Source organism: Allobosea sp. TWI1241 (genome assembly GCF_039673065.1).
Classification (GTDB): domain Bacteria; phylum Pseudomonadota; class Alphaproteobacteria; order Rhizobiales; family Beijerinckiaceae; genus Allobosea.
The window spans coordinates 37,207-61,262 of sequence record NZ_JBDJKW010000005.1; the positions used below are offsets into that span (position 1 = coordinate 37,207).

Sequence of the window (24,056 nt, forward strand, 5' to 3'; positions counted from 1 at the left end):
GCACCAAGCGCCAGACTGCGCCGCGGCACGTGCGGGCCGCGGCGTCACGGAGGCCAACGGTCATGCCGGACAGACCTACGCCGGATCGTCTCGATCGCGCGCGGACTCTGCGCAGGGAGATGACCGGGGCGGAAAAGAAGCTCTGGCAGCAGCTCCGCGCGCATCGCAGCGGCGCCCATGTCCGGCGGCAGGTGCCCGTCGGCCCCTATATCGCGGATTTTCTCTGCCGGTCGCACCATCTGGTGATCGAGGTGGACGGCGATCAGCACGGAGCCGGCGCACAGCTCGCCAGCGACCGGCGTCGCGATCATTGGTTCTCGGATCGGGGCTATCGTACGCTTCGCTTCAGCAATTGGCAGGTGATGAACGAATTCGAGAGCGTGATACTGACGATCGAGGCCGCTCTGGACGGCGCGCTCGACCTGTCCACCTACGCCGCCGCACCGGCGACGATCGGCGACATCCCGGCCCTCCGAGACTGCGGAACCGCGACAGGCCCTCTCTCCCGGAACGGGGGAGAGATGGAGAGGGGGTCTTCGTTGCCCTCCCTCGGGAACGACGCGGCCGCCCCCTCCCAACCCTCCCCCGTTCCGGGAGAGGGCTCCCGCGCCCCTGGCTGTGCGGGCGGCGTGCGAAAGGGGAAGTGAGCATGGCTGCCGTCCTCGAGGTTTCCGGTCTGAAGACGCATTTCTTCACGCGGGCCGGCGTGGTGAAGTCGGTGGACGACGTGTCGTTCACCGTGGCGAAGGGCGAGGTGCTCGGCCTGGTCGGCGAGTCCGGTTCCGGCAAGTCGGTCACCGGGTTTTCGGTGATGGGGCTGATCGATCCACCCGGGCGGATCGTCGGCGGCTCGATCAAGCTGTCGGGCCGCGAGATCGTCGGGCTCGACGAAGCCGGCTACCGCGCCATCCGCGGCCGGGAGATCGCGATGATCTTCCAGGACCCTATGATGACGCTGAACCCGGTGCTGCGCATCGACACGCAGATGATCGAGGCCGTCACCGCCCATGAGCGGGTCTCGCACAAGGCGGCGCGCGCCCGGGCCCGCGACGCGCTGGCCCGTGTCGGCATCCCCTCGCCCGAGGAACGGCTCAACGCCTATCCGCACCAGTTCTCCGGCGGCATGCGCCAGCGCGTCGCGATCGCGATCGCGCTGCTGCACAGCCCGCCGCTGATCATCTGCGACGAGCCGACCACCGCGCTCGACGTCACCATCCAGAGCCAGATCCTCGCCGAGATGCAGGCCCTCTGCGCCGAGACAGGCACGGCCCTGGTCTGGATCACGCATGATCTCGGCGTGGTCGCCGGCCTCGCCGACCGGATCGCGGTGATGTATGCCGGCCGCGTGGTCGAGACCGGCGGCGTCGACGACGTGCTCGACTGGCCGCTGCATCCCTACACAGCCGGCCTGCTCGGCTCGCTGCCCGCCGAGGGCGAGCCGGGGCAGCCGCTGCGCCAGGTCCGGGGCGCGACGCCCTCGCTCGCCAGCCTGCTGCCGGGCTGCGCCTTCGCGTCGCGCTGCGACTATGCGCAGGCCGACTGCCTCGCCAGCGCGCCCGGCGTCACCCCGTTCCCGGACGGGCGCCAGACGCGCTGCCACCACCCGCTGAACCTGGCAGGAGTCGCGGCATGAGCGGCCCGATCCTGACGCTGGAAGGCGTCTCCAAGCGCTTCACCAAGCCGCTCGACGCCGCCTCGCGCTTCGCCAACATGTTCGGCGCGGGCTATCGCGAGGAGGTCGTCCACGCCGTCGACGGCGTCGATCTCGCCATCGCGGAGGGCGAGGTGGTAGGCCTCGTCGGCGAATCGGGCTGCGGGAAGTCGACGCTGGGCCGCGTCGTCGCCGGCATCCATCCCGCCAGCAGCGGCACGGTGCGCTGGCAGGGCCAGCCCACCGCCACGATGAGCGCCCAGGAGCGCCGGGCCGCGACACTGGCGATCCAGATGATCTTCCAGGACCCGATGTCGTCGCTGAACCCGCGCATGCGGGTCACCGACATCGTCGGCGAGGCCCCGGTCGTGCACGGGCTGGTGCCGAAGGCCGAGCAGGACGGCTATGTCGCGGCGATGCTGGAGCGGGTCGGGCTCGATCCCAGCTATCGCCGGCGCTATCCGCACCAGTTCTCGGGCGGCCAGCGGGCGCGCATCGGCATCGCGCGGGCGCTGGCGGTGAAGCCGCGCTTCCTGGTCTGCGACGAGAGCGTCGCGGCGCTCGACGTCTCGATCCAGGCGCAGGTCCTCAACCTGTTCATGAACCTGCGCGACGAGCTCGGGCTGACCTATCTCTTCATCAGCCACGACCTCTCGGTGGTGCGCCATCTCTCCGACCGGGTGGTGATCATGTATCTCGGCCGCGTGGTCGAGAGCGCCACGGCGAGCGCGCTGTTCAAGGGGCCGCAGCATCCCTACAGCCAGGCCCTGCTCGCCAACGTCCCGACCATCGCGGCGCGGCGGAAGCGCTTCGCCGCGCTGAAGGGCGAAATCCCCTCGCCGCTGCACCCGCCGCCGGGCTGCCATTTCCATCCGCGCTGCCCGCAGGCCGGGCCGCGCTGCAAGGTGGAGCGGCCGGCGCTGCGCGAGCTGGCGAGCGGCCATGTCGCGGCCTGCCACCTGCATGACGGCGGCGTGGGCGCTCGGGCCGCATAGCGCCGGCGGCGCCCCGGCGCTATTCCTGCGATCTCCCTTGACGGCGCCCGGCTTCCGCGCAACCTCCGGGCGGCCGCCGCCACCGAACGGCCTTAAGCCGGGGACAACGAACGTGATGAAGAGCACCCTGTCGAGCGACCTGCGTTCGGGCGCATTGGTCTACCACCGCGCCCCCAAGCCCGGTAAGCTCGAGATCCAGGCCACCAAGCCCCTCGGCAACCAGCGCGACCTCGCGCTCGCCTATTCGCCCGGCGTCGCCGCCGCCTGCGAGGCGATCGTCGACGACCCGTCCCAGGCGGCCGAACTGACCGCGCGGCAGAACCTCGTCGCCGTGGTCACCAACGGCACGGCGGTGCTCGGCCTCGGCGATATCGGCCCGCTGGCCTCGAAGCCGGTGATGGAGGGCAAGGCCGTCCTCTTCAAGAAGTTCGCCGGCATCGACTGCTTCGACATCGAGGTCGACCAGAAGGACATCGACAAGCTGGTCGACGCGATCGCGGTGCTGGAGCCAACCTTCGGCGGCATCAACCTCGAGGACATCAAGGGCCCCGAGTGCTTCGAGATCGAGGAGAAACTCAAGGCCCGGATGAACATCCCGGTCTTCCATGACGACCAGCACGGCACGGCGATCATCGTCGGCGCGGCGGTGCTGAACGGGCTCGACCTCGCCGGCAAGCGCATCGGCGAGGTCAAGATCGTCGTCTCCGGTGCCGGCGCAGCGGCGCTGGCCTGCACAAACCTGCTGATCGAGCTCGGCGCCAGGCGCGAGAACGTCTGGCTCACCGACATCGACGGCGTGGTGTTCAAGGGCCGCAACACGCTGATGGACCGCTGGAAGGAGGTCTATGCGCAGGAGACGGAGGCGCGCACCCTCTCCGACGTGATCGGCGACGCCGACATCTTCCTCGGCCTCTCGGCCGCCGGCGTGCTCAAGCCCGACATGCTGAAGCGCATGGCGCCGAAGCCGCTGATCCTGGCGCTGGCCAATCCGAACCCAGAGATCATGCCGGAGGAGGCGCTGGCCGCCCGCCCCGACGCGATGATCTGCACCGGCCGCTCGGACTATCCGAACCAGGTCAACAACGTCCTGTGCTTCCCCTACATCTTCCGCGGCGCGCTCGACGTGCACGCCACGACGATCAACGAGGCGATGAAGCTCGCCGCGGTGCGCGCCATCGCGGCGCTGGCGCGCGAGGCGACCTCCGACGTCGCCGCCCGCGCCTATGGCGGCGAGGCACAGACCTTCGGCGCCACCTCGCTGATCCCCAACCCGTTCGACCCGCGCCTGATCCTGCGCATCGCGCCCGCTGTCGCCCAGGCGGCGATGACCACCGGCGTCGCCCGCAAGCCGCTGATCGACCTCGAGGCCTATCGCGAGGATTTGTCGCGCTTCGTCTTCCGCTCCGGCTTCCTGATGAAGCCGCTCTTTGCTCGCGCCAAGACCGACCCGAAGCGGGTGATCTATGCCGAGGGCGAGGACGAGCGCGTGCTGCGCGCCGCCCAGGTCGCGCTCGAGGAAGGGCTGGCGATCCCGATCCTGATCGGCCGCCCGAGCGTCATCGAGAGCCGCATCGAACGCTTCGGCCTGACGATCCGCCCCGGCGTCGACTTCGAGGTGGTCAATCCCGAGGACGATCCGCGCTATCGCGACTATGTCCAGACCTATCTCGATATCGCCGGGCGCCGCGGCATCACGCCCGACGCGGCGCGCGTGCTGGTGCGCACCAACAACACCGTGATCGCGGCGCTGGCCGTGATGCGCGGCGAGGCGGATGCGATGATCACCGGCCTCGAAGGCCGCTTCCTCTCGCGCCTCCGCCATATCCGCGACATCATCGGGCTGGAGCCCGGCGTCTCCGACATCGCGGCGATGACGCTGATCATCACCAGCGAGGGCGCCTTCTTCCTGGCGGACACCCATGTCCGCTACGATCCGACCGCCGAGGAGATAGCCGACACGACGCTGCTCGCCGCCAGCCATGTCGAGCGCTTCGGCATCACGCCGAAGATCGCCCTGCTCTCGCATTCCGATTTCGGCGCGGCCGACACGCCGAGCGCGCTGAAGATGCGCAAGGCGCTGAAGCTGATCCGCGAGCGCGCGCCCGATCTCGAATGCGACGGCGAGATGGAGGCCAGCACCGCGCTGGTCGCCAGCATGCGCGACCGCGTCCTGCCCTCCTCGCGGCTGAAGGGCATCGCCAACGTGCTGATCTTCCCCAATCTGGACGCCGCCAATATCGGCTACCAGTTCGCCCGCGTGCTCTCGGACGCGCTGCCGGTGGGGCCGATCCTGATGGGCACCGCCAAGCCGGTGCACATCCTGACGAGCTCGGTCACCGCCCGCGGCGTCGTCAACATGACCGCCGTCGCGGTCGCCGAAGCGCAGGGCAAGGCCGCTTCCGCCTCCTGAGGCCGGCAGCGCCGGCGCGGCACGCCGCGCCGGCGCGATCCGCCACGCTCGCTCCCCCCGCCCCCGAAGCCTTTTCGGCCTTGGCGAGCGCGGTGGGCTGCGCTCATACTCGCCAGCATGCGGGAAGGGGCCCGTCCGAATCATTCGGAGAGCGCGCATGTGTGACATCGGTCGTCGGCGAAGCCTGGTGATCTCGGCGCGGCGGGGCGCGCTGGCCTTTCTCCTCCTGCTCGGGATGAACTGCGCGGCACTGGCACAGGTGGTCTTCCACCGCGGCAATGACGGCGACCCCGAGACGCTCGACGCCCACAAGACCTCGACGGTGAGCGAGGCGCATCTGCTGCGCGACCTCTCCGAAGGCCTCGTCATCCACAACATGAACGGCGAGGTCGTTCCCGGCGTCGCCGAGAGCTGGGAGATGAGCGAGGACGGGCTGCGCTACCTGTTCAGGCTGCGGGCCGACGCGAAATGGTCGAACGGCGATCCCGTCACGGCCGAGGATTTCGTCTTCTCGCTGCGGCGGATCCTGACGCCCGCCACGGGGGCGAAATACGCCAACATCCTCTACCCGATCCGCAATGCCGAGCGCTTCAACAAGGGCACTGACGGTGTCATGGTCGCCGATCTCGGCGTCGTCGCGCGCGATCCCCGCACGCTCGAGATCACGCTGGAGCGGCCGACGCCCTATTTCCTCGAATTGCTGACGCACCAGACCGGGCTGCCGGTCCATCCGCGCTCGGTCGAGACCCATGGCGCCGCGTTCGTGAAGCCCGAGAACTGGGTCTCCAACGGCGCCTATGTGCTCAAGGAGTTCGTGCCGAACTCGCATATCCGGCTCGACCGCAACGAGCAGTTCCACGACCGGGCCAATGTCAGGATCGACCGGGTGATCTACTATCCCGCGCCCGACCTCGCGGCGGCGGCGCGCCGCTTCCAGGCCGGCGAGCTGCACATGACGACCGACATCCCGGCCGACCAGATCAAGCAGCTGCGCGAGAAGCTCGGCGACCAGGTCAAGGTCGCGCCCTATCTCGGCACGTATTTCCTGGTCGTGAACAGCGCCAAGAAGCCCTTCGACGATCTCCGGGTGCGCCGGGCGCTGTCCATGGCGATCGACCGGGAGTTCATCGCCGACGAGATCTGGGCCGGGACGATGCTGCCGGCCTATGGGGTGATCCCGCCCAATATCGGCAATTACGGCGAGCGCGCCGAGGCCGACTTCAAGGCGATGTCGCCCATCGACCGCGAGGAGGAGGCCAGGCGCCTGCTCGAGGCTGCGGGCTACGGGCCGCGCATGCCGCTGACAGTCGAGCTGCGCTACAACACCACCGACAACAACCGCCGGACCGCCATCGCCATCGCCGAGCAGTGGAAGGCGATCGGCGTCGAGACGCGCTTCGTCAACACCGACGGCAAGACTCACTTCGCCTTCCTGCGCGACGGCGGCGATTTCGACGTGGCCCGCTATGGCTGGATCGGCGACTATTCCGACCCGCAGAACTTCCTCTTCCTGTTCCAGAGCGACAACGCCGGCTTCAACTCCGGCAAGTACAGCAACCCGCAATTCGACGCGCTGCTGAAGCGCGGCGCCGAGGAGCTCGACATCGGCCGGCGTGCCGCGATCCTGCGCGAGGCGGACGCGATCCTCGCCGCAGAGCAGCCCTGGATCCCCCTGCTCTACTACTCCTCGAAGAACCTGGTCTCGCCCAAGCTGGAGGGCTTCCGCCAGAACCTGCGCGGGGCCCTGCCGACCCGCTTCATGAGCCTGAAGCCCTGAGGCCGCGTAACGGGCGCGGCGATCCGCCGCCCGCGCCGGGATAGAACGCCGTGCCGAGCTACATCCTGCGCCGCCTCGCCACCGCCCTGCCCACGCTCTTCGTGGTGGTGACGCTCTCCTTCTTCCTGATGCGGCTGGCGCCGGGCGGCCCGTTCGACCTCGAACAGCCACTCGAGGCCAAGGTGATGGCGAACCTGCGGCGGATCTACCGGCTCGACCAGCCGCTTCTCGCGCAGTACCTGACCTATCTCGGCGCGCTTCTGCGCGGCGATTTCGGCCCGTCCTTCTATTTCCGCGACTTCACCATCGGCGAGCTCTTCGCGCACGGGCTGCCGGTCTCGATGCGGCTCGGCGCCAGCGCATTGCTGCTGGCGCTGGCGATCGGCGGTCCGCTGGGGGTGCTCGCCGCCTTCCGGCACAACCGCCTCGCCGACCATGCAGTGATGGGCTTCGCCACCGCCGGCATCACCATCCCGAGCTTCGTCGTCGCCCCCGTGCTGCAGCTCGTCTTCGGGCTCGGCCTCGCCTGGCTGCCGGTCGGCGGCTGGAACGGTGGCGCCGTCCGCAACACCATCCTGCCGATCGTCACGCTCGCCCTGCCGCAGATCGCGGTGATCGCCCGGATGATGCGGGCGGCGATGATCGAGACACTGTGCGCCGACCATATCCGCACGCTCAGGGCGCAGGGGCTGCCGGCCGCGACCATCGCCCTTCACGCCGCGCGTGGCGCCGCCCTGCCGGTGTTGTCCTATCTCGGCCCGGCCGCGGCGGCGCTGCTCACCGGCTCGGTAGTGGTGGAGACGATCTTCGGCATCCCCGGCATCGGCCGCTACTTCGTCGAGGGCGCGCTGAACCGAGACTACACTCTGGTCATGGGCACGGTCGTCGTGGTCGCGATCTTCGTGCTCGTCTTCAATCTCGCGGTCGACATCCTCTACGCGCTGCTCGATCCGCGCGTCAGGCCGGAGTGAGGCGATGAGCGCCGTCGCCTCCGCACGCACCGCCCCGCCCGCCGGCCGCTCGCTCTGGCAGGATGCCGCCCGGCGCCTGCGCGCCAACCGTGCCGCCATGGCGAGCCTGGCGGTGCTGGTCGCGATGGCGCTCGCCTGCCTGGTCGGCCCCTGGCTGACCGGCCATCCGCACGACCGGGCCTATCGCGACTATGTCCGCGTCCCGGCGAGCCTGGAGGCGCACCCGCGCGCCGAGGCCCTGCCGGAAGCGGTGCGCCGCATCGCCGCGCGCATGCGGGCGAGCGTGGTCGAGACGGGCCAATCGGGCGAGGATCTGCGCGTGGTGCTGACCGCCGCGCGGCCGATCGACCAGCGGCTGCTGGCCTATTTCGAGCGCTCCGACCTGTTCGGGCCGGCCCGGCTCGTCGCCAGCGAGGAGGACGGGCGGCGGCTGGTGTTGAGCGTGCCGATCGAGCGTCAGCGCTTCCTCTTGGGCACGGACGGCAACGGGCGCGACCTGCTCACCCGCACGCTGATGGCGGGCCGGGTCTCGCTCGCCATCGGCCTGCTCGCCACCGGCGTCGCACTGGTGATCGGCGTGACCTATGGCGCGGTGGCGGGCTATGCCGGCGGGCGCATCGACATGGTGATGATGAGGGTGGTCGACGTGCTCTACGCGCTGCCCTTCATCTTCCTCGCCATCCTGCTCGTGGTGTTCTTCGGGCGGAACCTCGTGCTGATGTTCATCGCGGTCGGTGCGATCGAATGGCTCGACATGGCCCGCATCGTGCGCGGGCAGACGCTGTCGATCCGGCGGCGCGACTATGTGCTGGCGGCGGAAGCGCTGGGCGTGCCGCCGGGCGGCGTGCTGCGGCGGCATATCGTGCCCAACCTGCTCGGCCCGCTGATCGTCTACGTGACCCTGCTGGTGCCCAAGGTCATCCTGCTCGAGAGCTTCCTCTCCTTCCTCGGGCTCGGCGTGCAGGAACCGATGACGAGCTGGGGCGTGCTGATCGCCGACGGCGCCCGGGCCATCCAGGGCGAACCCGGGCTGCTCGCCTTCCCCGCCGCCTTCCTGGTGACGACGCTGTTCGCGCTGAACTTCCTCGGGGACGGCCTGCGCGACGCGCTCGACCCGCGGGAGCGCTGAGCCGTGGACGCACCGCTTCTGCGCATCCGCGATCTCCATGTGCGCTTCGACGGGCGCGACGGCAGGGTGGATGCGGTCCGCGGGCTCGACCTCGACCTCGAGGCGGGCGAGTTCCTCGGCATCGTCGGCGAGTCCGGCTCCGGCAAGAGCCAGGCCATGATGGCCGCGATGGGCCTCCTCGCGGCCAACGGCACCGCCTCAGGCTCCGTCCGCTACCGCGGCAGCGAGATCCTCGGCCTGCCGCCCGCGGCGCTCAACGCCTATCGCGGCCGGCGAATCGCCATGATCTTCCAGGAGCCGATGACCTCGCTCGATCCGCTGTTCCGCATCGGCGCGCAGATCGCGGCGCCGCTGCGCCGGCATCTCGGGCTCTCGCGCCGGGCGGCACGGGCGCGCGCGCTGGAACTACTGGAGCTGGTGCGCATGCCGCAGCCGGAGCGGCGGCTCGACAGCTACCCGCACGAACTCTCCGGCGGCCAGCGCCAGCGCGTGATGATCGCCATGGCCCTCGCCGCCGACCCCGACATCCTGATCGCCGACGAGCCGACCACAGCGCTCGACGTGACGATCGAGGCGGAAATCCTCGCATTGATCGCCGATCTGCGCGCCCGGCTCGGCATGGCGGTGATCCTGATCAGCCATGATCTCGGGCTGGTGCGCCGCCATGCCGGGCGGATCGTGGTGATGAAGGACGGCGCCGTGGTCGAGGAAGGCCCGACCGAGACGATCCTGACCCGGCCACGCCAGTCCTATACCCGCGCACTGGTCGCAGCCGAACCGAGCGGCCGCAAGTCGCCGCCGCCGGCCGGTGCGCCGGTGCTGCTGGAGGCGCGCGAGGTGCGCGTCACCTACGACCTCTCGCGCGGCTTCCTCGGGCGTCATCGCCTGGCGCTGCATGCGGTCGACGGCGTCTCGCTGACGATAAGCCGCGGCCAGACTCTCGGGCTGGTCGGCGAATCCGGCTCCGGCAAGTCGACGCTGGGGCGCGCGCTGCTGAAGCTCGTTCCGGCCGCGGGCGAGATCCGCTTCGAAGACCGGGCGCTGGCGCCACTCGACCGGCGGGCGATGCGACCGCTGCGCCGGCACCTGCAATCGGTGTTCCAGGACCCTTACGGCTCGCTGTCGCCGCGCATGACCGTCGGCGAGATCGTCACCGAGGGGCTGCTGGTGCACGAGCCGGGGCTGAGCCGAGTGCAGCGCGACGGCCGGGCCGCCGACGCGCTGGCCGAGGTCTCGCTCGATCCCGCGATGCGCAACCGCTATCCGCACGAATTCTCCGGCGGCCAGCGCCAGCGCATCGCGATCGCCCGCGCGATGATCCTCAAGCCGGCGCTGGTCGTGCTCGACGAGCCGACCTCGGCGCTCGACCGCACGGTGCAGGCCAGCATCTGCCGCCTGCTCGCCGAACTGCAGGCGAAGCACGACCTCGCCTTCCTGTTCATCAGCCATGATCTCGCCGTGGTGCGCGCCATGGCCGACACGGTGATGGTGATGAAGGACGGGCGCGTGGTCGAAGCGGGGCCGACGGAGACGATCCTGGCACGGCCGCAGCAGGACTATACCAAGCGCCTGGTCGAGGCGGCACTCCGGCACTGAGGCAGCAATGCGCGGCGCGCCGATCCGTCACGGCGGCGACACTCTCGCGCCCGCCGGAGCCTTCCGCTAGGACTGGGCTTCCCGTCCGCGAAGAGACCTGTCCGATGAGCCGTATCGTCTACGTCAATGGCGCCTATCTCCCGGAAGAGGAGGCGACGATCTCGATCTTCGACCGCGGTTTCGTCTTCGGCGATGGCATCTACGAGGTCTCGGCGGTGATCGGCGGCAAGCTGGTGGACTGCGAGGCGCATCTGGAGCGGCTGGAGCGCTCGGCCAGGGAAATCGGCCTCGCCCTGCCCTGCTCGCGCGACGAGCTGGTCGCCATCCACCGCGAGCTGATCAGCCGCAACGGCCTCGACGAGGGCGGCATCTATCTCCAGGTGACGCGCGGCGCCGCCGACCGCGACTTCCCCTTCCCGCCGGCCGGCACCCGGCCGACGCTGGTGCTGTTCACCCAGGCACGCAACTTCGTTGACGCGCCGAGCGTCAAGACCGGCATCAAGGTCGTCTCGACCCCCGACCTGCGCTGGGCGCGCCGCGACATCAAGAGCGTGAACCTGCTCGCCCCGGTCCTCGCCAAGCAGTTCGCCGCCGAGAACGGCGCGCAGGAGGCCTGGCTGCTCGAGGGCGAGATGGTGACCGAGGGCGCCTCCTCCACCGCCTGGATCGTCAAGGGCAAGACGCTGGTCTCGCGTCCGCTCTCCAACAAGGTGCTGCCGGGCATCACCCGCCGCGCCGTGCTGGCTTATATCGCCGAGAGCGGCTTCACCTTCGAGGAGCGCGAATTCTCGCTGCAGGAAGCGCTGGACGCCGACGAGGCCTTCATCACCTCGGCGACCAGCCTCGTGATGCCGGTGACCTCGATCGACGGGCACACCGTCCACAACGGCGCACCCGGCCCGACCTCGCTCCGCCTGCGCGAGATCTATGTCGACTTCGCCCGCAAGGGCGGCGTGCTGGGGTGAGCGCCCCCCCGTCATTCCGGGGCGCCCGAAGGGCGAACCCGGAATGACGGGGTGGGTGGTTCAGCGCGCCGGCGCGGCCACCCGCTGGCCCGCACTCGCCACCCGCTCCCCCGCGACATAGGTCGCCACCACGTTGCGCTCGTCGCCCAGCGTGACCAGCACGAAGAGCTGCTCGTCGAGATCGCGCGCCGTCTCCAGCCGGTGCGCCATCGCGCGCGTCGCGGCGGGATCGAGCACGACGAGATCGGCCTCGCGGCCGATCTCGAACGAGCCGATCAGGTGGTCGAGGCCGAGCGCGACCGCGTTGCCGCGGGTGATGGCGTGGAGCGCCTCGAAAGCCGGCAGCGTCTGCCCCTGCAACTGCAGCACCTTGTAGGCCTCGGCGAGCGTGCGCAGCATCGAATAGGAGGTGCCGCCGCCGATGTCGGTCGCGACCGCCACCCGGACGCCTTCGCGCCGGGCGCGCGCCCAGTCGAACAGGCCCGAGCCGAGGAAGAGGTTCGAGGTCGGGCAGAACACCGCCACCGCGCCATGGGCGGCGAAGGCCCGCCATTCGCGGTCCTCCATATGGATGCAGTGGCCCATCAGGCTGCGTGGCCCGAGCAGGTCGTAATCCTCGTAGATGCCGGCGTAATCGGCCGCCTGCGGATAGAGCTCGCGAGCGAAGGCGATCTCGGCGCGGTTCTCGTCGATATGGGTCTGGACGTGGCAGTCCGGATGCTCGGCGACCAGCCGCTGCGCCGCCGCCATCTGCTCCGGCGAGGAGGTGATCGCGAAGCGCGGGGTAATCGCATAGAGCTGGCGGCCCCGCCCGTGCCAGCGGGCGATCAGCGCCTTGCTGTCGGCATAGCCGCTCTCCGGCGTGTCGCGCAGCGCTTCCGGCGCGTTGCGGTCCATCATCACCTTGCCGGCGATCATGCGGGTATTGCGCCGGTGCGATTCGGCGAAGAACGCCTCGGCCGACCGGCGATGCACCGAGCAGTAGACCGCCGCCGTAGTCGTGCCGCTCGCCAGAAGCTCGTCGAGCAGGAAGGCGCACAGCGCCTCGGCATGGCCCTGCTGCGCCAGCTTCTGCTCTTCGACGAAGGTATAGCGGTTCAGCCATTCCATCAGCTGGGCGCCATAGGAGGCGATCACCTGAGTCTGCGGCATGTGCAGATGGGCGTCGATGAAGCCCGGCATGATCAGATGCGGGCGATGATCGACGATGGCGGCATCGGCCGGCAGGGTCGGCAGCAGCGCCTGCGCCTCGCCGACCGCGCGGATTAGTCCGTTTTCGATCACCAGCAGGCCGTCGGCGAGATAGCGATGCGCCGCCTCGCCCGCGCTGTGCGGATCGTCGACGAACCAGAGAAGCCGGCCCCTGAGGGCGCGGACCGCGTCACCCGTGCTCAAAACCCTGCGCTCCCGCTCAACCGGCAGCTCATATCTTCACCAAATCAAAGCTTCCGGCCAAGCCGCGAACATGCCTAATCTCGTGGCATGACGCTGCCCGACCGGCCTATCGACGATCGCACCGGCTGCTCGCCGACACCGCCCTCCATGCCGCGAGCGGGAGACGGGAGACGGCGCCATGCGTGAGACGGTGCGCTTCCTCCTCGGCGACGAGCTTGTCGAGATCGGCGCCTGCGATCCGACGCGGACCCTGCTCGACTGGCTGCGGATCGACCGGCGCCGCATGGGCACCAAGGAAGGCTGCGCCGAGGGCGATTGCGGGGCCTGCACCGTGGTGGTCGGGCGGCTCGACGACGGGGCGCTGCGCTACGAGGCGATCAACGCCTGCATCCGCTTCCTGCCGACGCTGGACGGCTGCCAGGTGCTGACGGTCGAGCATCTCAGGGGGCCGGACGGCAAGCTGCACCCGGTCCAGCAGGCGATGGTGGACTGCCACGGTTCGCAATGCGGCTTCTGCACGCCCGGCTTCGTGATGTCGCTCTTCGCGCTCTGGCTGAACGAGCGCGCCCCCTCGCTCCAGCGCGTCGAGGACGCACTCGCCGGCAATCTCTGCCGCTGCACCGGCTATGAGCCGATCATCGCCGCGGCGCGGCTGATGGACGAGGCCGATCGCGGGCAGGACCGGTTCGTCGCGGCGATGCCGGCGGTGGCGGCGCGCTTGGCTGCGCTGGCGGATCTCGAGACGGTCGCATTCGGCGACGGCACGAAGCGCTATTACGCTCCGGCGACGCTGGAGGCTTTGGCCGGCCTGACCTCCGCCCATCCCGAGGCGACGCTGGTGGCGGGCGCGACCGATGTCGGGCTCTGGGTCACCAAGGCGATGCGCCGGCTCGACCCGGTGATCCATCTCGGGCGCGTCGCGGGGCTGCAGGCGATCGCCGACGAGGGTGCGCAGCTGCGGCTCGGCGCGATGGCGAACCATGTCGCGGTGCGCCGGGCGCTCGCCGCGCTCTCGCCGCAGCTCGACGAGCTGATGCGCCGCTTCGGCGGCGAACAGGTGCGCAATGCCGGCACGATCGGCGGCAACATCGCCAACGGCTCGCCGATCGGCGACCTGCCGCCGGCCCTGATCGCGCTCGGCGCCCGGCTGGTGCTGGCCGGCGCCGAGCGGGGCGGACCGGCGGACGGCGCGCCGGCAGCCACGATCGCGCGCCGCGAGATCCCGCTCGAAGCCTTCTTCCTCGACTATCGCAAGCAGGACCGGCGTCCGGGCGAGGTCGTCGAGGCGGTGCTGGTGCCGAAGCCGCCGGCCGATGCGCTCTTCCATGTCTCGAAGATCTCGAAACGCTTCGACGAGGATATCTCGGCGGTCTGCGGCGCCTTCCTGCTGCGGATCGGCCCCGATGGGCGGGTCGCCGAGGCCCGCCTCGCCTATGGCGGCATGGCGGCCATCCCAAAGCGGGCGGCCGCAGCGGAGGCCGCGCTCACCGGCCGCGCCTTCGACGAGGAGGCGGTGGCCGCGGCAGCCGCCGCGCTGGAACGCGACTTTACCCCGCTCTCCGACATGCGCGCCTCGGCCGCCTACCGGCTCAGCGTGGCGGGCAATCTGCTGCGCCGCTTCCTGATCGAAAGCCGGCACGGGGCCGCCGCGACGCGCGTGGCCGGACCGCTGGCGGAGGAAGCCCATGGCTGACGCCCGCAAGCGCCTCGACACGGCAGCGTCCCGGCCGATCGTCGGCGCGCCGCTCGCACATGATTCGGCCGCCAAGCACGTGGCGGGCGAAGCGATCTATATCGACGACATCGCCGAGCCGGCCGGGCTGGCCCATGCCTGCCTCGGCCTCTCGACCATCGCGCATGGCCGGCTGCTGGCGCTCGACCTCGCGGCGGTCGCGGCGGCGCCCGGCGTGCTGGCGGTGCTGACCGCGGCCGACATCCCCGGCGTCAACGACATTTCCTCGACCCACCGCCATGACGAGCCGGTCTTCGCGACCGAGGCGATCCTGCATCACCGGCAGCCGCTCTTCGCAGTGCTGGCCGAGACGCGCGAGCAGGCGCGGCAGGCGGCGGCACTCGCAAAAGCGGAATACGAGGAGGCGCCGCCGCTCGTCGATATCGCGGCGGCGCGCGCGGCCGGCGGCGAGATCGTCACCGACCCGCTGGTGCTGCAACGCGGCGACGTCGAGGCCGCGCTGGCGGCGAGCCCGCGCCGGCTCAGCGGGGCGATGACGATCGGCGGGCAGGAGCATTTCTATCTGGAAAGCCAGATCGCGCTCGCCGTGCCGGGCGAGGACGGCGACATGCTGGTTCACTCCTCGACGCAGCACCCGTCGGAGGTCCAGCACATGGTCGCCGCCGTGCTCGGCGTCGGCGCGCATGCGGTCACGGTCGAGGTCCGGCGCATGGGCGGCGGCTTCGGCGGCAAGGAGACGCAGGCCAATCTCTTCGCCTGCGTGGCGGCGCTCGGCGCCCGGCGGCTCGGCCGGCCGGTCAAGCTCAGGCCCGACCGCGACGACGACATGGCGATCACCGGCAAGCGCCATGATTTCGTCGTCGACTACGAGATCGGCTTCGACGCGGAGGGCCGCATCCACGCGGTCGACGCGGTCTATGCGGCGCGCTGCGGCTGGAACGCCGACCTCTCCGGCCCGGTGACGGACCGCGCGCTGTTCCACATGGACAATTGCTATTTCTACCCGGCGGTGCGCGGGCGCTCGCAGCCCCTGCGTACGCATACGGTCTCGAACACCGCCTTTCGCGGCTTCGGCGGCCCGCAGGGCATGGTCGGCGCCGAGCGCTTCATCGAGGAGGTCGCCTATGCCACCGGGCTGGACCCGCTCGAGGTGCGCCGGCGCAATCTCTATGGCGGCGCGGGCCGCGCGCTGACGCCCTATCACCAGCCGGTGGAGGACATGATCGCGGGCGCAGTGATCGACCGGCTCGCCAGCCGCTGCGACTACGCCGCCCGCCAGGAGGCGATCCGGGCCTTCAACCGCGACAGCAAGGTGATCCGGCGCGGCATCGCGCTGACGCCGGTGAAGTTCGGCATCTCCTTCACCGCGACCTGGTACAATCAGGCCGGCGCGCTGGTGCATGTCTACACCGACGGCACGGTGGCGCTGAACCATGGCGGCACCGAAATGGGCCAGGGCCTGTACCAGAAGGTGGCGCAGGTGGTGGCGCAGGCCTTCGGCATCGGCCTCGACCGCGTCAGGAACACGGCGACGACCACCGGCAAGGTGCCGAACACCTCCGCGACCGCCGCCTCCTCCGGCTCCGACCTCAACGGCATGGCGGCGCTCGACGCCTGCGAGACGATCAAGGCGCGGCTCGTCGCCTTCGCCGCGCGCCATTGGCAAGAAGAGCCCGAGGCGATCGCCTTCCGCAATGGGCATGTGCAGGTCGGGGCGCGCGAGATCGGTTTCGCCGAGCTGGTCAAGGCGGCCTATATGGCGCGGATCCCGCTCTCCGCCACCGGCTTCTACGCGACGCCGAAAATCCATTGGGACCGCAAGGCCGGGCGCGGCCACCCGTTCTACTATTTCGCCTATGGCGCGGCGGCCTCCGAGGTCGCGGTCGACACGCTGACCGGCGAATACCGGGTCGAGCGCGTCGACATCCTCCATGATTGCGGCACCTCGCTGAACCCGGCAATCGACAAGGGCCAGATCGAGGGCGGCTTCGTGCAGGGCATGGGCTGGCTGACCACGGAGGAGCTGGTCTGGGACGAGAAGGGCCGGCTGCGCACCCATTCGCCCTCGACCTACAAGATCCCCGTCGCGTCCGACCGGCCGCGCATCTTCAACGTCGCGCTGCTGGAGGACGCGCCCAATCGCGAGCCGACCATCCACCGCTCCAAGGCGGTCGGCGAACCGCCGCTGATGCTGGCGATCAGCGTGCTGCACGCGCTCTCCGACGCGGTGGCGAGTGTCGGCGACCACCGGTTCTGCCCGCGGCTCGACGCACCGGCGACGCCCGAGCGCGTGCTGGCGGCGGTCGAGCGGGTCAGGGTCTTGGCGGAGGGCTCGGCATGATGGGGGAAGTGTGCGCCAGGCATTCCTCTGCTGCCAAACACGCAGAGCAGCGTTTGACCGGTCTCATCGAAACGCGGGAGCCCTCTCCCGGAACGGTGGAGGGTTGGGAGGGGGCGGCGCCGAGGCCGGCTGACCTCGCTCAGGCCCCCTCTCCATCTCTCCCCCGTTCCGGGAGAGAGAGCCTCTCGCGGCTCCCGCACCTGTCATGCGGAGGCCCCGGATGACGGCCACCGATTTCCTCGCCGCGAACCTCGAAGAAGGCGCCGTCATCGTCCGCATCGCCGCGGCGGAAGGCTCGACCCCGCGCGAGGCGGGCGCGACGATGGTCGTCACCCGCGGCGGCAGCGCCGGGACGATCGGCGGCGGCCAGCTCGAACTGCATTGCATCGATTTCGCGCGCGGCCTGCTCGCGGAAGGCGCCTCGGCCTCGCCCCAGCTGCTCGACATCCCGCTCGGTCCGCAGATGGGCCAGTGCTGCGGCGGCCGGGTGCGCGTCGCGCTGGCGCTCGCCGATGCGGTCGCCCTGGCGGCGCTGCGGGCGCAGGAAGCGGGCGCGCGCGCCGCCCGCCCCGGCGTGATGGTGTTCGGCGCCGGCCATACCGGGCTGGCCCTGGCCCGCAGCCTCGCCTTGCTGCCGATGGCGGTGACGCTGGTGGACGACCGTGCCGGCCTGTTCGGCGACGTCCCCGCCGGCATCGCCTGCCTGCGGCTCGACGATCCGGAGGCAGCGCTCGCGGCCGCACCCGCCGGCACGGGTTTCGTGGTGATGACCCACAGCCACGCGCTTGACTACCGGCTGACCGAGGCCGCCCTGGTGCGCGGCGATGCGGCCTATGTCGGCATGATCGGCTCGGCCACCAAGCGCGCCCGCTTCGCCGCCAGCTTCCGCCGCCGCCACCCGCAGAGCCCGGCGCTGGCCGCCCTCACCTGCCCGATCGGCGGATCGGATGTGCATGACAAGCGTCCCGAGGTCATCGCGGCCTTGACGGCGGCCGATCTGGTGCGGTCCTTGCTTGGATCGGGAGCGGCCCTCGCGGGGAGGCACGCCGCCACGGCACCGGGGAAACGAGCGCGCCATGTCGCAGCCGCCTGACGCAACCGTCGGCATGCGCCTGTCGCTCTCGCACGTCTCGAAGAGCTTCCCCGGCGTGCGCGCCAATGACGATGTCAGCCTGGCGGTGCGCCCCGGCGAAATCCACGCCCTGCTCGGGGAGAACGGCGCCGGCAAGTCGACGCTGGTAAAAATCATCTACGGCGTCCAGCAGGCCGATTCCGGCGAGATCCGCTTCGACGGCAGGCCGGTCGAGATCGCCTCGCCCAAGGCGGCGCGCCGGCTCGGCATCGGCATGGTCTTCCAGCATTTCTCGCTGTTCGACGGCATGACCGTGCTGGAGAATATCGCGCTCGGCCTCGACGAGACGGTGCCGCGCGACGTGCTGGAAGCGCGCATCCGCGCGGTGCTCGACAGCTATTCCCTGCCGCTCGATCCCAACCGCGCCGTGCACACGCTCTCCGTCGGCGAGCGCCAGCGCATCGAGATCGTCCGCTGCCTGCTGCAGGACCCGAAGCTGCTGATCATGGACGAGCCGACCTCGGTGCTGACGCCGCAGGAGGTCGAGCGCCTGTTCGAGACGCTGCGGCGGATCGCGACGCAAGGCTGCTCGATCCTCTATATCAGCCACAAGCTCGACGAGATCCGCGCGCTCTGCGAGAGCGCCACCATCCTGCGCGGCGGCAAGGTGGTCGCGACCTGCGATCCGCGCGCCGAGACGACGCGGCGCATGGCCGAGCTGATGATCGGCGCCGAGCTCAAGAGCATCGAGCGACCGGCCGGCGAGAGGCGCGGCGGCGCGTTGCGCCTCGCCGTAGACGGGCTCGACATGCCGGGCGAACCGCCCTTCGGCACCAGCCTGAAGAACGTCTCCTTCTCCGTGCACGCCGGCGAGATCCTCGGGATCGCGGGCGTCGCCGGCAACGGCCAGGCCGAGCTGCTGCTGGCGCTCTCGGGCGAGCATCGCGCCGCCAGCGACGACGCGATCCGCCTCGACGGGCGCCCGCTCGGGCTGGCGGATGCCGGCACGCGCCGGGCGGCAGGGCTCGCCTGCGTCCCCGAGGAGCGCAACGGCCATGCCGCCGTGCCGGGCTTCACCTTGGCCGAGAACGCGCTGCTGACGGCGCGCCACCGGCTGCCGCTGACCCGTTCGGGCCTGGTGCGCGGCGGCGCCGTCGCCCGCTTCGCGCGCGAGGTGATCGCACGCTTCGACGTGCGCACCACCGGCCCCGAAGCGCTGGCCGGCTCGCTTTCCGGCGGCAACCTGCAGAAATTCATCATGGGCCGCGAGATCGGCCAGACCCCGGAGGTCCTCGTCGTCGCCCAGCCGACCTGGGGCGTCGACGCGGGTGCAGCCGCCGCGATCCGGCAGGCGCTGGTCGATCTGGCGGCGCGGGGCTCGGCCATCGTGGTGATCTCGCAGGATCTCGACGAGTTGCTGGAGCTGGCCGACCGGCTCTGCGTCATCAACGAGGGGCGGCTGTCGCCGGCGCGGCCGGTCGCCGGCCTCGCGCTCGAGGAGATCGGCCTGCTGATGGGCGGCATCCACGGCGAGAGTCCGGCGGAGCCTGCCCATGCTTGAACTGAGGCCCCGGCGCGCGCCGAGCCGGATCATGACCTATCTCAGCCCGCTGATCGCGATCGCAGCGACCATGGCGACCGGCACGCTGGTGTTCGGCGCGCTCGGCTATGACGGGCTGCGCGCCGTCGAGGCGATCTTCCTGACCCCGCTGCTCGAGCCGCAGCGCTGGCCCGATCTCGGGGTCAAGGCCGCCCCGCTGATCGTCATCGCGCTCGGGCTGGCGATCGGCTTCCGTGCCAATGTCTGGAACATCGGCGCCGAGGGGCAATACGTGATGGGCGCCATCGCCGGCACCGGCATCGCGCTGCTGACGCACGATCTCACCGGCTGGTGGATCCTGCCCTGCATGCTCCTGGCCGGCATCGTCGGCGGGGCCGCCTGGGCCGTGCTGCCGGCCTTGCTCAAGGTGCGGTTGCAGGTCAGCGAGATCCTGACCAGCCTGATGCTGACCTATGTCGCGGTGCAGGTGCTGTATTATCTCGTGCGCGGCCCTTGGAAGGACCCGGACGGCTTCAATTTCCCCCAGACCAGGATGTTCAGCGCCGACCAGACCCTGCCGGCGATCGCCGAGGGCTCGCTGGTGCATCTCGGCGTCCCGGCCGCGCTGCTGCTGGCGCTCTGCGCCTGGTTCCTGCTCTCGCGCAGCGTCGCGGGCTATGCGGTCGAGGTCGTGGGCCGCGCGCCTGCCGCCGCACGCCATGGCGGCTTCGACGCCGGGCGGATCACCTGGGCCACCATGCTCGCCAGCGGCGGGCTGGCGGGGCTTGCCGGCATCGTCGAGGCGACCGGCCCCTTCGGCCAGCTCACCCCGCAATTCCCGGTCGGCTACGGTTTCACCGCGATCATCGTCGCCTTCATGGGGCGGCTCTCGCCGCCCGGCATCGTCTTCGGCGCGCTGGTGCTGGCGGTGACCTATGTCGGCGGCGAGATCGCCCAGAGCACGGTGCGCCTGCCGGCGGCGGCGGCCGGCATGTTCCAGGCTATGCTGCTGTTCTTCCTACTGGCGACCGACGTTCTGGTGCGCTACCGGCCCGTGCTGCGGCGGAGGGGCTGAGATGAGCGCCGTCGTCCTTGTCTCGATCCTGATGACCATTGCGGCGGCGGCGACGCCGCTGCTGCTCGCCGGCCTCGGCGAGCTGGTGGCCGAGAAGTCCGGCGTGCTCAATCTCGGCGTCGAGGGCATGATGCTCTGCGGCGCGGTCGCCGGCTTCGCGGTGGCGTGGTCGACCGGCAGCGTGCCGGCGGGCTTCGCCGCGGCGGCGCTGGCCGGCATCGCGGCGGCGATGATCTTCGCCCTGCTCAGCCTCGGCCTCGGCGCGAACCAGGTGGCCACCGGGCTTGCCCTGACGATCTTCGGCATCGGCGCCTCCTCGCTGTTCGGCGCCGGCTTCGTCGGCAAGACGATCACGCGGCTGGGCCCGCTCTTCCCGGCCGACTACGCCACGCATCCCTGGCTGCGCCTCGCCTTCGGCCACGACGCCATGGTCTATCTCGCGCTCGGGCTCACCGCGGCGGTCGGGCTGTTCCTGACGCGGACGCGGGCCGGGCTGATCCTGCGCGCGGTCGGCGAGAACGCCGAGTCGGCGCATGCGATCGGCTATCGCGTGCTGGCGATCCGGACGGCCGCGACCGGCTTCGGCGGTGCGCTAGCCGGGCTTGGCGGCGCCTATTTCTCGCTGGCGCTGACGCCGATGTGGGCCGACCGGCTGACCGCCGGGCGCGGCTGGATCGCGGTGGCGCTGGTCGTCTTCGCCGCCTGGAAGCCGGGCCGGCTGCTGATCGGCGCCTATCTCTTCGGCGCGGTCGCGACCTTCGAGCTGCAGGCCAAGGCCGCGGGCTGGAGCTTCCTGGCGCCCGAGGTGCTGGCGATGACGCCCTATCTTGCGACGATCGCCGTTCTGACGATGATGTCGCTCGGTCGCGGCAGTGCCGGGCGCAACACGCCCGCCTGCCTCGGAAAACCCTTTCCGGCTTCGTGAGCGTGACGAAGCCTCAACCCCTGACGGAAAGCCAGACCATGTCGAGCATCATCAGCCGCCGCACCCTGCTCGCGGGCGCCGCCGCGACCTCCGCCCTGCCGATCCTCGGCGCCCGGGCCCAGTCGCCCTTCGGCGTCGGCTTCATCTATGTCGGCCCGGTCGGCGACCATGGCTGGACCTGGACGCACGACCAGGGCCGCAAGGCGCTGGAGGCCGAATACGGCGACAAGATCAAGACCAGCTTCATCGAGAACGTCGCCGAGGGGCCGGACGCGGTGCGCGCCATCCGCCAGCTCGCCCAGGCCGGCAACCAGCTGATCTTCGCCACCTCCTTCGGCTTCATGAACCCGACCATCCAGGTCGCGAAGCAGTTCCCGAAGATCAATTTCGAACACGCCACCGGCTATCAGCGCGCCGCAAACGTCGCGACCTACAATGCCCGCTTCTACGAGGGCCGCGCCGTGATCGGCACCATCGCCGGCCACATGTCGAAGGCCGGCCAGGCCGGCTATATCGCCTCCTTCCCGATTCCCGAGGTGGTGATGGGCATCAACGCCTTCCATCTCGCCGCGAAGAAGGTGAACCCGAACTTCAAGACCAAGGTGATCTGGGCCTCGACCTGGTACGACCCGGCCAAGGAGGCCGACGCCGCCAAGGCGCTGATCGACCAGGGCTGCGACGTGATCAGCCAGCACACCGACAGCCCGGCCGCCCTGCAGGCCGCCGAGCAGCGCGGCGTGTTCGCCTTCGGCCAGGCCTCCGACATGAAGGCCTTCGCGCCCAAGGCGCATCTCTCGGCGATCGTCGACGACTGGTCGGGCTACTACATCCGCCGCGTCAAGGAGGCGATGGACGGCAGCTGGAAGAGCGGCGACGTCTGGGGCGGCATCAAGGACGGCATGGTCAAGCTCGCGCCCTATAATGACGCCGTGACGCCGGAGGCCCGCGCCGCCGCCGACGCGCTGCAGAAGGGCATCGTCGCGGGCACGATCCATCCCTTCACCGGCGAGCTCAAGGACCAGAAGGGCACGCTGCGCCTCAAGGCCGGCGAGACCGCTTCCGACGAGATGCTGTCCAAGATGGACTGGTACGTCGACGGCGTGCAGGCCTGACCGGCCGACAGGCGTCCCGCGCCAGGCGGGACGCCTCCCCTGCCAGCGGCCTCGACGCCCGGCGGACGCGATCGGCTGCGATCAGGCACTTGCAGATGTTTTAAGCTTGAAACAATATGGAGGCGAGGTTGCAGAGACGGGACGGGGAACCCGCCTGCGACCGCTCCTCGAAGGTCCCGGGAGGACATCCGACATGACCCTGAAATTCGCTCTGTCGCTCGGTGCCGGCGCGCTGGCTCTCGGCCTCTCCGCGGCCCAGGCCCAGGAACCGCTGAAGATCGGCGTGGTCAGCGTGCTCACCGGCCCGGCCGCCGCACTCGGCCAGCAGGTCCGCGACGGCTTCCAGCTCGCGATCGACCAGAACGGCGGCAAGCTCGGCGGCGTGCCGGTGCAGGTCACCGTGATCGACGACGAACTCAAGCCGGACGTTGCGGTCGGCAAGGTCCGCAGCTTCGTCGACGGCGGCAAGGTCGACTTCGTCGTCGGCCCGGTCTTCTCCAACATCCTCGGCGCCATCGCCAAGCCGGTGCTGGATTCGGGCGCGATCCTGATCAGCCCAAATGCCGGCCCCTCGACCATGGCGGGCAAGGGCTGCCACCAGAACTTCTTCGTCACCTCCTACCAGAACGACCAGGTGCACGAGGTCCTCGGCAAATACGCGCAGGACCAGAACTTCAAGAAGGCCTACATCATCGCGCCGAACTACCAGGCGGGTAAGGACTCGCTGGCCGGCTTCAAGCGCTACTTCAAGGGCGAGATCGTCGACGAGGTCTATGTCCCGCTGACCTCGCTCGACTTCTCGGCCGAGCTCGCCAAGATCGCCTCGGCGAAGCCCGACGTGGTCTTCGCCTTCCTGCCCGGCGGGCTGGGCGTCAACTTCGTCAAGCAGTGGTCGCAGGCCGGTCTCACGGGCAAGGTGCCATTCCTCTCCGCCTTCACCGTCGACGAATCGACGCTGCCGGCTCAGCAGGACGCCGCTGTCGGCCTCTATGGCGGCATGACCTGGGCGCCCAACATGGACAACCCGCAGACGAAGAAGTTCGTCGCGGCCTATGAGGCGGCCTACAAGATCGTGCCAGGCTCCTATGCCCAGCAGGCCTATGACGCGGCGCAGCTGATCGATTCCGCGGTGAAGGCCGCCGGCGGCACCGCCGACAAGGACAAGCTGCGCGCCGCGATCAAGAAGGCCGACTTCACCTCGCTGCGCGGCAAGTTCAAATTCAACACCAACGGCTACCCGATCCAGGACTTCTACCTCGTCAAGGCGGCCAAGCGCGCCGACGGTAAGTTCCAGACCGAGATCGTGCAGAAGGTGTTCGAGGACTATGCCGACCCGCACGCCAAGGACTGCGCGCTGAAGTGACGGCGCGGCGGCACGCCGTGCCGCCTCCCCGGGCCCTGCCAGCCGG

The 24,056-nt window shown here is 70.3% G+C and carries 18 protein-coding genes; 17 read left to right on the forward strand and 1 reads right to left on the reverse strand.

Going from position 1 to position 24,056, the window contains the following annotated elements; all coding sequences use genetic code 11:
- The first annotated feature begins 62 nt into the window (after positions 1 to 62).
- The 9 genes from ABE438_RS08445 to ABE438_RS08485 all read left to right on the forward strand — a co-directional run bounded on the left by ABE438_RS08445 (position 63) and on the right by ABE438_RS08485 (position 11,494).
- The gene (locus ABE438_RS08445) at positions 63 to 647 is read left to right on the forward strand and encodes an endonuclease domain-containing protein (protein ID WP_346502157.1); all 585 of its coding nucleotides are present in this window, start codon (positions 63 to 65) and stop codon (positions 645 to 647) included.
- A 2-nt stretch (positions 648 to 649) separates the two neighbouring features.
- Positions 650 to 1,633 carry an ABC transporter ATP-binding protein gene (locus tag ABE438_RS08450; protein WP_346502158.1) on the forward strand — a complete coding sequence of 328 codons (984 nt, stop codon included), beginning with the start codon at positions 650 to 652 and terminating at the stop codon, positions 1,631 to 1,633.
- Positions 1,630 to 2,646: an ABC transporter ATP-binding protein gene (locus ABE438_RS08455; protein ID WP_346502159.1), complete on the forward strand. Its 1,017-nt coding sequence runs from the start codon at positions 1,630 to 1,632 to the stop codon at positions 2,644 to 2,646. Before ABE438_RS08450 ends, ABE438_RS08455 begins: the two co-directional genes overlap by 4 nt.
- A gap of 115 nt (positions 2,647 to 2,761) precedes the next feature.
- Entirely contained in the window at positions 2,762 to 5,056 is a 2,295-nt protein-coding gene (locus tag ABE438_RS08460; RefSeq protein WP_346502343.1) for an NADP-dependent malic enzyme, read from the forward strand.
- A gap of 157 nt (positions 5,057 to 5,213) precedes the next feature.
- Positions 5,214 to 6,833, forward strand: coding sequence for a peptide ABC transporter substrate-binding protein (locus ABE438_RS08465; protein ID WP_346502160.1), 1,620 nt, complete (start codon positions 5,214 to 5,216; stop codon positions 6,831 to 6,833).
- Positions 6,834 to 6,883: 50 nt separating this feature from the next.
- Positions 6,884 to 7,804 carry an ABC transporter permease subunit gene (locus ABE438_RS08470; RefSeq protein WP_346502161.1) on the forward strand — a complete coding sequence of 307 codons (921 nt, stop codon included), beginning with the start codon at positions 6,884 to 6,886 and terminating at the stop codon, positions 7,802 to 7,804.
- A 4-nt stretch (positions 7,805 to 7,808) separates the two neighbouring features.
- Entirely contained in the window at positions 7,809 to 8,933 is a 1,125-nt protein-coding gene (locus ABE438_RS08475) for an ABC transporter permease (RefSeq protein ID WP_346502162.1), read from the forward strand.
- A gap of 3 nt (positions 8,934 to 8,936) precedes the next feature.
- On the forward strand, positions 8,937 to 10,529 hold the full coding sequence (locus tag ABE438_RS08480) for an ABC transporter ATP-binding protein (protein ID WP_346502163.1): 1,593 nt from the start codon (positions 8,937 to 8,939) through the stop codon (positions 10,527 to 10,529).
- A 104-nt stretch (positions 10,530 to 10,633) separates the two neighbouring features.
- The gene (locus tag ABE438_RS08485) at positions 10,634 to 11,494 is read left to right on the forward strand and encodes a D-amino-acid transaminase (RefSeq protein WP_346502164.1); all 861 of its coding nucleotides are present in this window, start codon (positions 10,634 to 10,636) and stop codon (positions 11,492 to 11,494) included.
- 60 nt (positions 11,495 to 11,554) lie between these two features.
- Here the strand turns inward: ABE438_RS08485 and guaD are convergent, their stop codons facing one another.
- Positions 11,555 to 12,889 carry a guanine deaminase gene (gene guaD / locus ABE438_RS08490; protein ID WP_346502165.1) on the reverse strand — a complete coding sequence of 445 codons (1,335 nt, stop codon included), beginning with the start codon at positions 12,887 to 12,889 and terminating at the stop codon, positions 11,555 to 11,557.
- Between the two features lie 178 nt (positions 12,890 to 13,067).
- Here guaD and xdhA point away from each other — a divergent pair, with 178 nt between their 5' ends.
- The 8 genes from xdhA (at position 13,068) to ABE438_RS08530 (ending at position 24,010) form a co-directional block, all read left to right on the forward strand.
- Positions 13,068 to 14,582, forward strand: a complete 1,515-nt coding sequence (xdhA, locus tag ABE438_RS08495; protein WP_346502166.1) for a xanthine dehydrogenase small subunit — start codon at positions 13,068 to 13,070, stop codon at positions 14,580 to 14,582.
- Positions 14,575 to 16,923 (forward strand): xanthine dehydrogenase molybdopterin binding subunit, encoded by a 2,349-nt coding sequence (gene xdhB, locus ABE438_RS08500; RefSeq protein ID WP_346502167.1) that lies wholly within the window; start codon positions 14,575 to 14,577, stop codon positions 16,921 to 16,923. Before xdhA ends, xdhB begins: the two co-directional genes overlap by 8 nt.
- A 220-nt stretch (positions 16,924 to 17,143) precedes the next feature.
- Positions 17,144 to 18,016 (forward strand): xanthine dehydrogenase accessory protein XdhC, encoded by an 873-nt coding sequence (gene xdhC, locus ABE438_RS08505; protein ID WP_346502168.1) that lies wholly within the window; start codon positions 17,144 to 17,146, stop codon positions 18,014 to 18,016.
- On the forward strand, positions 18,000 to 19,556 hold the full coding sequence (locus ABE438_RS08510; RefSeq protein ID WP_346502169.1) for an ABC transporter ATP-binding protein: 1,557 nt from the start codon (positions 18,000 to 18,002) through the stop codon (positions 19,554 to 19,556). Before xdhC ends, ABE438_RS08510 begins: the two co-directional genes overlap by 17 nt.
- Positions 19,543 to 20,610 carry an ABC transporter permease gene (locus ABE438_RS08515; protein ID WP_346502344.1) on the forward strand — a complete coding sequence of 356 codons (1,068 nt, stop codon included), beginning with the start codon at positions 19,543 to 19,545 and terminating at the stop codon, positions 20,608 to 20,610. Before ABE438_RS08510 ends, ABE438_RS08515 begins: the two co-directional genes overlap by 14 nt.
- A gap of 1 nt (position 20,611) precedes the next feature.
- Positions 20,612 to 21,535, forward strand: coding sequence for an ABC transporter permease (locus ABE438_RS08520; protein ID WP_346502170.1), 924 nt, complete (start codon positions 20,612 to 20,614; stop codon positions 21,533 to 21,535).
- A 38-nt stretch (positions 21,536 to 21,573) separates the two neighbouring features.
- Positions 21,574 to 22,647 (forward strand): BMP family ABC transporter substrate-binding protein, encoded by a 1,074-nt coding sequence (locus ABE438_RS08525; RefSeq protein WP_346502171.1) that lies wholly within the window; start codon positions 21,574 to 21,576, stop codon positions 22,645 to 22,647.
- A gap of 199 nt (positions 22,648 to 22,846) precedes the next feature.
- On the forward strand, positions 22,847 to 24,010 hold the full coding sequence (locus tag ABE438_RS08530) for an ABC transporter substrate-binding protein (RefSeq protein WP_465248591.1): 1,164 nt from the start codon (positions 22,847 to 22,849) through the stop codon (positions 24,008 to 24,010).
- Positions 24,011 to 24,056 lie beyond the last annotated feature (46 nt).